This is a genomic window from Marinobacter sp. es.042 (assembly GCF_900188315.1).
Lineage (GTDB): Bacteria > Pseudomonadota > Gammaproteobacteria > Pseudomonadales > Oleiphilaceae > Marinobacter.
Genome location: NZ_LT897781.1, coordinates 2,688,348 through 2,701,636 on the forward strand (window position 1 = coordinate 2,688,348; position 13,289 = coordinate 2,701,636).

The window sequence follows — 13,289 nt, forward strand, 5'->3', positions numbered from 1 at the left end:
GTTTAACGGGGCCGGGAGGCCATGGCGCTAGTCGCGGGTTTCTTCGCGATCGGGCTGTTTCTGGGCCGAATCCGGCCCGGACGTTATCGAAGCGGCCTGACTGTCACGGTACAACGGACCTTTCTGACCGCAACCGCTCACAACCAGAGCCAGCATCAACGTCATGATCGACAGAGTCCACGCTCGCATATCGGCTACCTACCCCTGAGTTCACTATGGGAGCAGTATACCTGACACCCGCCCCGGGCCGCGAGGTCAGCGAGGCCTCGCGAGATGGCGGTTCAGGGAATCTTCCAGCACAGATCGGTAATACAGGTATTGGCTGGTCTGGATATCCTGCTGGTACACCCGGGGGTCGAGGTCGTGGGGCAGGTGGATATCGGTCAGGTACACCGGGTAGACCTCATCGCTATGTCGGAGGGAGCGGATGTAGTGGGCCACCGCCGGAATCAACTGGTCACCGTACTCCTGGACGCTGAATTCCTGGTCACCACAGAAAATGTCGAAGCGCAGGCGACTGTCGCCCTCGTGGATGCCCACGGCCTGCACCTCAAACCCGGGGAGAGGCACACCCGAATCCGACTCCGGCCGGTACTCGGCCCGCCAGGCACCGCCACGCCGGACAATCTCGTAGCACTGGACACCGGCCACAACGCCGGCGGCATCGGTATGGCGCAGCAATCGCCGCTCAATCAGGTTATCCAGGAAACGCAGTACCGGCACCAGCAAATGCCGTCGACTGGTCACCGCCTGTTCCCAGCTGAACACAGAACCCAGTTCGTCAACGACCCAGAGCCGGGCCTGATCGCCGAGAATACGATAAAACACCTGGATGTTGTCCGGTTCGCTGGCCAGGCAAACCGCCCGCAAGGCCGGCTCCTCCTGCAACGCGTAGCGGTCGAACACCACCGGCAGGTACCGCTCCTGGGGCAGCGCCAGATGCTCCATCAGCGCCTCAAAGCTGTCGAGCGCCACAAACCCCGGTTCCAGGCCGTTGAACTGGAGCAGAAAGTAGCGACGATCCATTTCAATCACATAGCGCAGCGGATGCGGGCCGGCACCTCCGGCAAAAAAGGGCCGGAGGACATCGGCAAACAGCTCCTGAACCCGGCGGGCAATGGCAGAGCCATGACCACGGTTGTGGCAGTGCACCTGAACGGCCGGCAATTCGTCGGGATTGGCTGCCACAGAGGCGAGAACATTCTTCAGGCACTGGATCAGTGTATCGCCCGCTGCGTAATGCTGGAGACTGACTTCATGCCAGCTGTTGAAGGTAATCTGGTCGATACTGATGACCAGATTCTCCCGCCCCCCGCTAAAGCCCAGAGAATCGTGCCGGGAACTGAGCTTGTGAAGGCCCTTTTCCGTGAGGTGGGCCTGAGGGTCAATGCCGACGTTCACCAACAGCAGATTCCTCAATGGCCGCACACCCCGGGACAACGCTTCCCGTTCCGCGGGTGCAATCGGAAATGGCAGGAACGCAGACAGTGCATCAAGCATTTCACGCAACTCGCTGACAGAGGCAATACTGGTGCCCGACCGCACATTCAGTCGAGTCGAGCGGGTCAGCAGACCGTTGCAATAACACCAGACCATCAGTTCCGCCAGATTGCCGGAGCGACGGATAACCGGCTGCCAGAAAGCGTCTGCCGGGTCTTCGAGGTCCCGGTACAGCAGCCAGCCATCGGCGTCGCCGCCCTGCTCGGACTGATGATGAAATGCCAGGTTTTCCTCCGCCAGCGACGGGGCCAGCCCGGGATTGATCTGCTCGATCTTGCCCGCCTTGCGCTGAAACGCGGCATAAAGCTTGCGGCCGAGGAGATTGATATCGTTGGCGCTGATGGCGGCGCGTTGGCCATGCTCCCTGGCCATTTTCGACAGCAGGCGGTAACCGTGGGTCAATTCGTTGACGATGGTGCGACGCAGGGTGGTGACATCCTCTGCCCGCCAGCGTTGACGATCATCCAGCTCCGCCAGCGTGTTTTCACTCCAGCCCCAACCTGTCACCAGTTGGCGCAGCAGGCGGGCACGCCACTGTTCACCGGAGACCTCGGACCGCGTCAGTGGCAAACCGGCTTTCAGATACAGGCTCCGGCGAATCAGGTCCAGCCTCGACGCCACTTCCGGCCCGGTCAGCCAGCCCTCCAGCCGATTGTAGAGCATGACGTAAGGGTCCAGACGGTCGGCATCGGTTTCGCCGCGGAACACGGCCCGCTTGAACTGGCTGGACAACAGAGCCTCACCGGTGGTCCGCGCATAACATTCGATCAGAAGCAGTTTCAGAATCGATTTCCAGGGCGCATCAATCCCCTTGTACAACTGCCAGACGCCCGCACCAAGGAATTCTTCCTCGGGAATCGCCGGCACCGGGCCAAAATCGATGTAGTCCTCGGCGCGCACAAACCGGTAGTCCACCAGCTTGCGCATGCAGTCATCGTAGGTTTCCTCCCGCTCCGCAGGAATCAGCCACCACATGGGCCAGGCACCGGCCAGATGGATGCTGGTCCGGTAGAATTCGTCCAGCAGCAGGAAATGCTGGGCGCTGCCACAGTTCTCGCCGGTCACCTCTACCCGTTGCCGACCGGCACGCCAATCCGAAGCACAGAAGACGAATACGTGCAGTTCGACACCGAAAGATTCCGCCCAGCGGGCCAGCTTCGCGGCTTTGCGCTCAAGACAGCGGATGCCCCGCTCGGGCAGGTCACTGCGGTGACAGAGCCAGACGTCGAGGTCACTGGCTACGGAATGGCCAAGGGTTCCCGGGCTGCCCATCAGGAACATGGCGTCCAGATCCGGTTTGCGCTTGCCTTCATCCTTCAGCGAAAAAGTCCGGGCCAGCCGACGAGCCGCATTGATGGTGGCCGGTGACGGCTGATAGTTGCTCAGGCCATAGGGGCAATCGCTGTCCAGGTAACCGGGCAGGGCCGGATGGTTGAGATGAAAAACCAGAGGCAGAATCTCCAGCACCATTTGCTGGCGATAGGACAGGGCCGAGTGGGCACGATTCCAGCGCTGCTGATTGACCAGCAGAAACCGGTCCCTCAGGCGACGGAGGGTCTTGCGATCTATTCCCTCCTCAAAGTCGAGGGAAATCGGGGCAACGTGGGCGGTCAAGGCGGCTCCGCAGAGAGGTTCTTTTCAGCATCAGTATGAGTATGATGTCGGCATCGTGGCAAAACCTTTAAAAAAATAAAAGCTGCAGGACACGCGAGGCTTACCCGCTGTGAAAGAATTCATCATTCGCCGCTACCGTTCGGACCAGTCCGAGACCTCCGGGCGCCAAACCGTTTTACGCATCGACGATGAAGGAAAAGTACTGTTCGCTGACCAACGGGCCGAGGCGGTGCTCGGCTATGAGAGCAGTGAACTGGAAGGCCAGCCGGTGCACCGGATCCTGGCATCTCGCCAGGATGATCCCTTTGCACCGGCAAACCGCCACCGGATCGAGCGTGGCCAGAACGTCCTGGTGACCTTCCGGCACAAGGAAGGTTTCTTCTACACCGCCTGCCTGAGCCTGCGACTCGACGTTCGGGATTCTGACAAGGCGGCGAGTGCCACGATTGCCCTGTGCGACAGCTCAAGCAGGGATTCCCGTCTGTTGCGAGCAGCGGAGAGCAGTGCCGGTTTCGGGATCTGGGAACTGGACACCCGCACGAATGAAATGACCTGGACCGAGGGAATGTTCCAGCTTCTCGAGCTGAGACCGGGCGCCGAAATCACGCCCGAACAGGCGCTTTTCTACTGCCAGACCGGCCAGGCCAGGGTCCGGGCCATGTTCCGCCGCTGCCTCCGAACCGGAGACGCATTCTCCCTCAACCTCGATATCGTCACCTCGCAACAGAACCATCGGCGGGTGACGCTCAGTTGTCGAGCCCTGAAACAGGGCGGTCGGATTACCGGGCTCGGCGGCACCCTGGTAGACCGGACCGCCGATATGAAACTCGACAGGGCTCGCCAGCACGCAAACACCATGCTCGCAGCGATCACCAGCGCCAGCTCCGATCTGGTTGTGGCGGTCGATCTCTCGTTCAACCTGCTCCACTTCAATGACGCCTGGACCAGGCAGTTTGCCGAAACCTTTGGCGGGCGCCCGGAGGCAGGCGACAACCTGAGCGACCTGCTTCTGGAGTTCCCGAACGAACGCAGGCTGATGGAACGGCTCTGGCACCGGGCCTTTGAACGTGACAACTTCGTGGTCGAGATGCCCATGGCCCAGCAGTCGCGCCAGCTACCAGTGCATGAGTTCCATTACCAGCGCTTGACCAACGACCAGGGCGAAATCAGCGGCGCGGTGCACGTGGCCCGTCGCATTGAGCCCAGGCTGAATCATGCCTCCAGCGAGGAATACCGGATACGTCACGATCCGGTTACCGGCCTGATGAACCGAAAGGCTTTCATCGCTCGGGTATTAAGAACCCTGGAGCAGAAAACCCATCGGGAATCCTGCGACAGCCTGCTCTACCTGGATCTGGATGAATTCGAGCGTTTTAACGATCGTGCTGGCAGCGGCACCTGTGACCGCTACCTCAGGGAGCTGGCCGGCAACCTCGGCGTGCGCGTCCGGCAGCGTGACGCCCTCGCCCGCCTCGCTGGCGACACCTTCGCCCTGCTGATCGAGAACTGCCCGGAAGCGCGGGCCCGCAAGATTGCCCAGGAAACCCTTGATCTGATCGGCGACTTTGTCTTCGACTGGCAGGGCCACAACCTCCAGACCACCGCATCGGGCGGCCTGTTGATCCTGGACAACGACGTCCCCGCGGATCCGGAGCAGCTTCTGGGCCAGGCTGCGGATCTGTGCCACACCGCCAAAACCTCCGGACGCAACCGGGTTCACGCGGCCAGGGCCATTGCCAACCAGACGGACGATTCGGTCGCCAGTCAACGGGTCGAGCAGATCAGCGAAGCGCTGGACAAACAGTCGCTGATTCTCGAATACCAGGCCATGAGGCCGGTGGCCAGCCCCACCTGGGGCGATCACATCGAAATCCTCTGCCGGATTCCAACAACGTCGGATGACGAGGCGACACTCCTGCCCGACGATTTCCTCCCCATTGCGGAACGGTTTGACCTGGCAAAGCGCCTGGATCGCCAGGTGATCCGGCAAACCCTGGAATGGCTCGGTAACCAGCCCTTGCTGGAACCCCGATTGAAGTACTGTGGATTTAACCTGTCACTGGCAACTGTGCTGGATGACACCTTCGCCGACTTCATGGCCGATGCCCTGAACCAATCCCCGTTTGCCCCGGACTGTTTCTGCCTGGAAATCCGAGAGGGCCACGCCACCCAGTATCCCGACGACGTGGCCGTGCTGTGCGATGCCCTGCATCGGGCAGGCTTCCGCGTCGCCCTGGACGGTGCTGGCGCATCGGTGGAAAGCTACAGCCTGGCGGCGAGATTACCCGTGGATATCATCAAACTGGACCGGAGAATGGTTCAGCAGCTGGAGGAGGACCCGGTGCAGCAGGTGATGCTGGAAGCACTGCACCGGATTGCCGAGGCCGCCGGCAAAGTGACGGTGGCCACGTTTATCGAAAGCGATGACGCCCTTCGCAAGGTCCGGACTCTGGGCATTCACTACGGACAGGGCTACCGGCTATGCCGACCTGAGCCACTGGACGAACTCACGCCGGCGGCGGTGGACCTCGCCACGGGGCGAATTGGCGGTTAACCGTTTCGCCCCGCTGAGTGCGCCGGCTCAACCCAGCTGGTCGCGGGCCCGACCGACCGCCTCACGCACCTGCTCCGGCGCTGTGCCACCGAGATGATCACGGGCCTGGACCGAACCTTCCAGGGTCAGCACATCGAAAACATCGGGGCCGATATGATCGGAGAACTTCTGCAGCTCTTCGAGGGTCATATCAGACAGGTCACGACCTTCAGCCACACCGAACGCCACGGACTTGCCCACGATCTCGTGGGCGTCCCGGAAAGGCACGCCTTTCTTGACCAGGTAATCCGCCAGATCGGTAGCGGTCGAGAAACCGCGCTTGGCTGCCACTCTCATGTTATCGGCCTTGGAGCGAATGGCCGGAATCATATCGGCATAGGCCTTCAGACAGCCCTTGATGGTATCGACCGTGTCGAACAGTGGTTCCTTGTCTTCCTGGTTGTCCTTGTTGTAGGCCAGCGGCTGGCTTTTCATCAGGGTCAGCAGGCTGATCAGGTGGCCATTGACACGACCGGTCTTGCCTCGGACCAGTTCCGGCACATCCGGATTCTTTTTCTGTGGCATGATGGACGAGCCGGTGCAGAACCGGTCCGGCAGATCAATGAAGTCGAACTGGGCAGAGGTCCAGAGCACAAGCTCCTCGCTGAACCGGGAAAGATGCGTCATCAGCAGCGCCCCGAAGCTGCAGAACTCGATGGCAAAGTCCCGGTCGCTGACAGAGTCCAGGCTGTTCTCGGTGGGCCGGTCAAAACCCAGCAGTCGGGCGGTCATTGCCCGATCAATGGGATAGGTAGTGCCGGCCAGCGCAGCCGCGCCCAGGGGCATCACGTTCACCCGCTTGCGGCAATCCTGCAGACGTTCGGCATCGCGGACCAGCATTTCGTACCAGGCCAGCAAGTGGTGCCCGAAGGTGACCGGCTGGGCAGTCTGCAGATGGGTGAAACCGGGCATGATGGTATCCGCCTCACGCTCGGCCAGATCCAGCAGACCCGTTTGCAGGCGTTTCAGTTCTTCGGCAATCACGTCGATTTCGTCCCGCAGGTACAGACGGATATCCGTTGCCACCTGATCGTTGCGGCTTCGGCCGGTGTGCAGCTTCTTGCCCGTGATACCGATACGGTCCGTGAGGCGTGCTTCAATGTTCATGTGCACGTCTTCAAGGCTGACCGACCACTGGAAGTTGCCGGCCTCGATGTCTGCCTTGACCCCTTTCAGGCCCTCAATGATCTGGTCCCGCTCGTCGGTGGTAAGCACGCCGACCTCGGCCAGCATGGTTGCATGGGCGATGGAACCGGTGATGTCATGGTGGTACAGGCGCTGGTCAAATCCCACGGATGCGGTGAATTTTTCAACAAAGGCATCGGTGGGTTCACTGAAGCGCCCGCCCCAGGGTTTTTCAGAGCTTGTGGTCTGGTCAGACTTTTTCTGATCCGTCATGGTCTATCTTTCCTGCTGACAGCCCGGCATCATCTGGCGGGAACTGGATACATTGAACGTGGCGGGAGTATACCATTCTGACCCGGGTAAAGGAGACACCCCGTAACGGGGACAAAGGTGTGACAGAGAGCGAGTTCTTCGTTCCGGACCTGTGCCGGGTACGGGCCGTATTCCTGTTGCTGGTCACCAGTGAACTGCTGGTTCTGGTGCTCGCCATCGTGCAGGCGGAGCGGGGCTGGATCGACTGGAATTACTTCGGGCTGTTGTCGCTGTTCGTGCAGTGGACCACCCTCACCAGTGCCGCCCTGATCTGCCTTTTGCGCACCCGGCTTGCACGGATGTCCGTCTCCGGTGCGACAACCACCATCGTCGCCATTGTGCTGCTGGATGTGCTCGCCTTCAGCCTGTTTGCAGACAGCGTCCTGCACCCCCAGGACGGCGTGGCTGTCTGGCAGGGCGTGGCCAAGAAAATGTTGCTGGCGTTGCTGATCGTGCTCATGGTGCTGCGCTATTTTTACCTGCAGCACCAGTGGCAACAGCAGCGTGAAGCGGAAATGCAGGCGCATCTGGCATCACTGCAGGCCCGCATTCAGCCGCACTTCCTGTTCAACAGCATGAACACCATTGCCAGCCTGATTGCCATCAATCCGGAACGGGCCGAAGAAGCCGTTCTGGATCTTTCGGAACTGTTTCGCGCCAGCCTTCGCACCGGCGACCAACTGATCCCGCTATCGAGGGAACTGGCGTTGTGCCAGCGTTACCTGGCCATCGAGGCACTGCGCCTCGGCGACCGCCTGAAACTGGAATGGCAGATTGAAGAGGGCCTGGAGCACCAGGCCATTCCCCCGCTCACGCTGCAGCCCTTGGTGGAAAACGCCATCTACCATGGCATCCAGCCGCGCCCGGACGGTGGCACCGTCAGGATTGAAGCCCAGGCCAAAGGTGAGTTTGTCTACCTGCTGGTACAGAATCCAAAGCCGGACCAGAATAACCAGCAACACGACGGCAACCGAATGGCGCTGGCCAACATTCAGTCACGGCTACGGGCGCTTTTCGGTGAGCCGGCGGTGCTCAAACACAGCCACCAGCACGATGTGTACACGGTCACCCTGCGACTGCCGCGACGGAAGGCCGGCGAGCAGAGCGCCCGGAAACAATAAACCCCTGACCAACGGAACCGAGACAAGACATGACTGATACCCGCAGCGTCCTGATCGCCGATGACGAACCCCTGGCCCGGGAACGCATCCGCCGGTTGGTGGAGGCGGTTCCGGGGTATCGGGTCTGTGGCGAGGCTGCAGACGGCGACAGTTGCTTGAAACAGGTGGCGGAGCTGGAGCCCGACATACTGTTGCTGGATATCCGGATGCCGGGCATGGACGGCATGGAGGCCGCCAGCAGACTGAGCCAGCTGGCCAACCCACCTGCCCTGATCTTCTGCACGGCCTACGACCACTACGCTATCCAGGCATTCGACGTGCAGGCCATCGCCTACCTGCTCAAACCGGTTCGCAAAGAGGCCTTGGCGGAGGCCCTGGCCCGGGCCGGCAGGGTCAACCGGGTGCAACTGCAGACACTTAACGGCCAGACCGGCCAGAGCCAGGAACAGCTGGCGGTGCGCACCCACCGCGGCACCGAGCTGATCGATCTGTCGGAAATCCTCTACTGCGAGGCAGATCAAAAATACGTCACCATCCATCACACCCGGGGCGAAACCGTGTGTGATTACACGCTGAAGGAACTGGAAAACAGCTACCCGAGCACCCTGCTCAGGATCCACCGGAATACCCTGGTGGGGGTGCGCTTTATCCAGGCACTGAGACGGACGCCGGATGGCCACAATCTGGTCGCCCTGAGGGAAGGACGGGGCGAGCTGCCGGTCAGTCGCCGCCACGCCAGCAATGTCCGTCAGTGGCTTCAGGAACATCAGCCGGGCTGAATCAGCAGCGCGCCTGAGGCGGGAGCTGCGGGACTTTTCTGCCGCCACAAGGTAACCTTGGCGGACATTTTTCCGAACCGACAGTGAGTGTCATGTCCAAACGTACCCTTCGCATTGCAACCCGCAGCAGCGCCCTTGCGCTGTGGCAGGCGGAATTCATCAAGGCCGAGCTGGAAAGGCTGCACGACAACATCACCGTGGAACTAATCAAGATAAAGACCCAGGGTGACAAGATCCTGGACGTGCCTCTGGCCAAAATCGGCGGCAAGGGCCTGTTCGTCAAGGAACTGGAAGAAGCCATGCTGGACGGCCGCGCAGACCTGGCCGTCCACTCCATGAAAGACGTGCCCATGGAATTCCCGGAAGGACTGGGGCTGGTGGCCATCTGCGAGCGGGAAGACCCGACCGATGCCTTCGTCAGCAACCACTATGACAACGTTGACGCCCTGCCCCACGGCGCCGTGGTTGGAACCGCGAGCCTGCGCCGGGAGGCCCAGCTGCGGGCCTACCGCCCGGACCTGCAGATTCGCGTACTGCGCGGCAACGTCAACACCCGGCTGGCCAAGCTTGATGCCGGCGAATACGAAGCCATTGTACTGGCCAGCTCCGGGCTTAAGCGCCTGGGCTTTCACGAGCGCATCCGCTACTGCCTGCCCGACACGGTGTCACTGCCGGCGGTCGGCCAGGGCGCCCTGGGCATTGAATGCCGGGTCGATGACCAGGATCTGCTAGCCATGCTTGAACCCCTGAAGCACAAAGACACCTGGGATCGCGTCACCGCCGAAAGAGCTCTGAACCGTCGGCTGGAAGGTGGTTGTCAGGTGCCAATCGCGGCGTACGCGCTTCTTGAGGACAACGACACAATCTGGCTGCGGGGCCTGGTGGGCGCTGTTGATGGCACCCAGATTTTCCGGGTTGAAGGCCGCGCGCCGCGGGCCGAAGGCGAACGTCTGGGCCGGGAACTGGCCGAGGATCTGCTGGCTCTCGGAGCCGACAAGGTGCTGGCTGAAATCTATGGCCACACACCAACCTGAGCCCGACCTGAACGGCCGGCGGATTCTGATCTGCCGGCCCGAACCCGAGGCTTCGCGCCTGGCCAGCCGGTTTCTTGCAGCCGGTGCCGATGTAGATATCCTGCCACTGATTGACCGGGAACCTCTGCCGGAAACGCCCGAGCGCCGCACACTCATTCTGAGCCTGGATGAATTTTCCCATGTGATCGCGGTCAGCCCGTTTGCCGCCCGGCTGCTGCTGGAAGAGGTGGACACCTGGTGGCCCCAGGTGCCCATGGGCATCCGCTGGTATGGCGTTGGTGCCGGCACCGCAGCCGTGCTTGCGGAACACGGTCTCAGCCCGCGGCGGCCGCCCGAGGGCTGGACCAGCGAGGCTCTGCTGGCACTGCCGTCACTGCAAAACCTCCAGCATGAACGGGTTCTGCTCGCTCGCGGGGAAACCGGACGCGAACTGATCCGAGAAACCCTTGAAGCCAGGGGCGCCCGCGTGACCCTGCTGCCGCTGTACCGTCGTTTTCGCCCTGACCACGCACCGGAGAGGATCCGGGCCACCCTCGATACCTTTGCTCCGGAGGCCATCGTGGCCCTGTCGGGCGAAACCTTGAACAATCTCATCGCACTATGTGCGAATAGCGGCCATAATCTATACGATAGGTTATTGATTGTTCCCGCAGATCGGGTTGCCGAACAGGCCCGGGCAGCGGGATTCCGAAATCCGTGTATACCAGGAAGCCTTGCCGATAACGACATCGTGGCCACGGTTGCAGCGCAACTTGCCGGCCGGGACGGTGGCTCCGGAAAAGCCAAGTAAGGACGCCCGTGACAGAGACAACGAATCAACTGCCCGCAACCGTTTCCAAGGAACCGCCTGCTCGCCAGAAACTCTGGCCGGTATGGCTGGTTGCCATTCTCGCCCTGATCATCGCAATCGCCCTGGCGCTCTGGAGCTGGCAACAGTGGAACAACCACCAGGCTGTCATGCAGACACTCCAGAGCCTGAAGCAGGACACCGCCCAGCTTGAAGATCTCTATGGCGACCGCGGCAGCCAGCAAAGCCAGCGCCTGCAGTCCCTCGAAGAGAAACTGGCGAGCCAGCGGGAACTGATTGCCACCCAGCAGCGACAGATCGACCACAATGCCCGTGAACTGCTGGAAGCCGGAAACCGCACACGCACGGACTGGCTGCTGGCCGAGGCGGAATACCTTCTGCGCATTGCCAATCAGCGGTTGATGATCGAAAAAGACATCCGCGGAGCCATGTCGGCCCTGGAAGCGGCAGACGAAGTGCTGACTGAATCCGACGACATCGGTGTCTACCCGGTTCGCCAGCAACTGGCTCGCGAAATCCTCGCACTCAAGGGCCTGACCGGCGTTGACCGCACCGGACTCTACCTGACATTGGAAGCGGCCATCGACAGCATTCACCAGCTTACCGACCAGGCCCTGATCAGTGAGAACGCGCCCGGCTTTGTCGTCAGCGCTGCAGAAGGAGAAAGCGCTGGAACCGGCGAAGAACCCGGCGCCGTGGTACAGGCCTGGAACAAAGTGAAAGCAACACTGATGCAGGTGGTGGTTGTGCGCCGCATGGACGAGCCGGTCAAGCCCCTGCTCTCTCCCGACCAGAGCGCCTATGCCCGACTGAACCTACAGCTGATGCTGGAAGAAGCCGAGATGGCGGTGTTGCGGGGCAACCAGCCGCTGTATGAGCGCGCCCTTACCAAGGCCCGAACCACCATTGACGACTGGTACAACGCAAGCAATACCCGGGTCACCGCCCTGAGTGAAACCCTGGCTGAGCTGGCCGGCAAAAACGTGGACCCGGAGCTGCCAGATATCAGTCAGTCCCTGGACCTGCTCAAGGAGCGGCTGGCCGGACGCCTCAATGCCAACAACGGTAATGGCGAGGATAACGACGACGGCGGTAATGAAGGCGGTGATTCATGATTCGCCTGTTACTGATCGTTCTGCTGGCGCTGCTGATTGGCACCGGCCTGTCCCTCGGATTGCAATATGATCTGGGCTACATCCGGATCAGCCTTGGCCATTACCTGATCGAAACCAACTTCTGGGTGGGGCTGGGCCTGATCGTGGCCCTGATCGTGCTGACTGTCCTGACCATCAACCTTATCCGCCGACTCAGAACCAGCACCGGCCTGGTGGCGGGCTGGATTGCCCGGGGCAATGAACGCCGGGCCCGGCGCCGGACCACGCAGGGTTTGCTGGCGCTGGCCGAGGGCAACTGGCCCAGGGCCCGCAAACTGCTGACATCCTCCGCCAGCCATGCCGACACGCCCCTGATCAATTATCTTGCCGCCGCCCAGGCATCGTTCGAGACCGGTGATCACGAGGCCGTGGATGACCTGTTGCGCAAGGCCTTCGACAGCACCCCCGGTTCTGACATGGCCGTCGGTATTACCCAGGCCCAGCTGCAACTGGCAGGCAACCGACTTGAACAGGCCCTGGCCACGCTGGTTCGCCTTCGCAAACAGTCGCCCCATCACCCCTTTGTGCTGAAACTGCTCAAAAACACCTATCTGCGCCTGGAAGACTGGCGGGAGCTGTCCAGGTTATTGCCTGAACTTCGCAAACGCAGCGTGCTCTCGGAAGCGGAACTCAATGATCTGGAACGCCAGGTGTGGCACAACCTGCTGGAGCGTGCCGCTGAGGATTGCCGGCGCCAGCAGAAACAGGACCCCGAGGCATCCCTGGAACCACTGACCAGGCTCTGGGACGAACTGCCGGGCTTCCTGCGTCGCGACGAATACACCATAAGGGATTACGCCCGCCTGCTTGCCAGCCTTGGCGACGAGGTACAGACCGAAACCCTGTTGCGCAAGGTGCTGCGCAACCACTGGAGTGATGAGCTGATCAATCTGTACGGGCGGGTGAAGGGCCAGAAACCGGATGAACAGTTGTTACTGGCCGAACAATGGCTGAAAGATCGGCCCAACAATCCGGAGCTTCTGCTGGCCCTGGGCCGGCTGAGCCTTCGCAACGAACTCTGGGGCAAGGCCCGTGAATATTTCGAGACCAGCCTGCGGCTGAAGCGCAGCCGGGAGGCACTGGCAGAGCTGAGCCGCCTGAATGCCCACATGGGCGAGGAGGAAGCCAGCGTCAAACTGTTGATGCAGGGGCTGGCCAAGGATAACGGGCTGCCGGAACTGCCAATGCCCAGGGCCTGAAATCGGGGTCAGATGAACATGGGGTCAGATGAGAATTTCATCTGACCCCA

Annotated in this window: 10 protein-coding genes; 7 read left to right on the top strand and 3 right to left on the bottom strand. The window is 61.3% G+C overall.

Annotation, left to right across the window (positions count from 1 at the left end):
• Positions 1-27 precede the first annotated feature (27 nt).
• The gene (gene lptM / locus CFB02_RS12640; protein ID WP_227519207.1) at positions 28-189 is read right to left on the bottom strand and encodes an LPS translocon maturation chaperone LptM; all 162 of its coding nucleotides are present in this window, start codon (positions 187-189) and stop codon (positions 28-30) included.
• Between the two features lie 66 nt (positions 190-255).
• Positions 256-3,114 (bottom strand): class I adenylate cyclase, encoded by a 2,859-nt coding sequence (locus CFB02_RS12645; protein ID WP_088558253.1) that lies wholly within the window; start codon positions 3,112-3,114, stop codon positions 256-258.
• A 109-nt stretch (positions 3,115-3,223) separates the two neighbouring features.
• Between CFB02_RS12645 and CFB02_RS12650 the strand changes: the two genes are divergently transcribed.
• Entirely contained in the window at positions 3,224-5,668 is a 2,445-nt protein-coding gene (locus tag CFB02_RS12650; protein ID WP_088558254.1) for an EAL domain-containing protein, read from the top strand.
• A 27-nt stretch (positions 5,669-5,695) separates the two neighbouring features.
• Here CFB02_RS12650 and argH read toward each other — a convergent pair whose 3' ends face one another.
• Complete coding sequence (gene argH, locus CFB02_RS12655) at positions 5,696-7,105, bottom strand: argininosuccinate lyase (RefSeq protein WP_088558255.1); 1,410 nt, start codon at positions 7,103-7,105, stop codon at positions 5,696-5,698.
• 119 nt (positions 7,106-7,224) lie between these two features.
• Here argH and CFB02_RS12660 point away from each other — a divergent pair, with 119 nt between their 5' ends.
• The 6 genes from CFB02_RS12660 (at position 7,225) to CFB02_RS12685 (ending at position 13,239) form a co-directional block, all read left to right on the top strand.
• The gene (locus CFB02_RS12660) at positions 7,225-8,265 is read left to right on the top strand and encodes a sensor histidine kinase (RefSeq protein WP_088558256.1); all 1,041 of its coding nucleotides are present in this window, start codon (positions 7,225-7,227) and stop codon (positions 8,263-8,265) included.
• Between the two features lie 29 nt (positions 8,266-8,294).
• Positions 8,295-9,044 carry a LytR/AlgR family response regulator transcription factor gene (locus CFB02_RS12665; RefSeq protein WP_088558257.1) on the top strand — a complete coding sequence of 250 codons (750 nt, stop codon included), beginning with the start codon at positions 8,295-8,297 and terminating at the stop codon, positions 9,042-9,044.
• A gap of 92 nt (positions 9,045-9,136) precedes the next feature.
• On the top strand, positions 9,137-10,078 hold the full coding sequence (hemC, locus tag CFB02_RS12670; protein WP_088558258.1) for a hydroxymethylbilane synthase: 942 nt from the start codon (positions 9,137-9,139) through the stop codon (positions 10,076-10,078).
• Positions 10,059-10,868 carry a uroporphyrinogen-III synthase gene (locus tag CFB02_RS12675; protein WP_088558259.1) on the top strand — a complete coding sequence of 270 codons (810 nt, stop codon included), beginning with the start codon at positions 10,059-10,061 and terminating at the stop codon, positions 10,866-10,868. Before hemC ends, CFB02_RS12675 begins: the two co-directional genes overlap by 20 nt.
• An 8-nt stretch (positions 10,869-10,876) precedes the next feature.
• Positions 10,877-12,001 (top strand): uroporphyrinogen-III C-methyltransferase, encoded by a 1,125-nt coding sequence (locus tag CFB02_RS12680; protein WP_088558260.1) that lies wholly within the window; start codon positions 10,877-10,879, stop codon positions 11,999-12,001.
• Positions 11,998-13,239 (top strand): heme biosynthesis HemY N-terminal domain-containing protein, encoded by a 1,242-nt coding sequence (locus tag CFB02_RS12685; protein WP_014575848.1) that lies wholly within the window; start codon positions 11,998-12,000, stop codon positions 13,237-13,239. Before CFB02_RS12680 ends, CFB02_RS12685 begins: the two co-directional genes overlap by 4 nt.
• The last annotated feature ends 50 nt before the right edge of the window (positions 13,240-13,289 follow it).

Bases quoted from the DNA above. Each gene is read 5' to 3' on its own strand.
- lptM (WP_227519207.1), bottom strand. From the start codon at position 189: ATGCGAGCGTGGACTCTGTCGATCATGACGTTGATGCTGGCTCTGGTT.
- argH (WP_088558255.1), bottom strand. From the start codon at position 7,105: ATGACGGATCAGAAAAAGTCTGACCAGACCACAAGCTCTGAAAAACCC.
- CFB02_RS12665 (WP_088558257.1), top strand. From the start codon at position 8,295: ATGACTGATACCCGCAGCGTCCTGATCGCCGATGACGAACCCCTGGCC.
- hemC (WP_088558258.1), top strand. From the start codon at position 9,137: ATGTCCAAACGTACCCTTCGCATTGCAACCCGCAGCAGCGCCCTTGCG.
- CFB02_RS12675 (WP_088558259.1), top strand. From the start codon at position 10,059: ATGGCCACACACCAACCTGAGCCCGACCTGAACGGCCGGCGGATTCTG.
- CFB02_RS12685 (WP_014575848.1), top strand. From the start codon at position 11,998: ATGATTCGCCTGTTACTGATCGTTCTGCTGGCGCTGCTGATTGGCACC.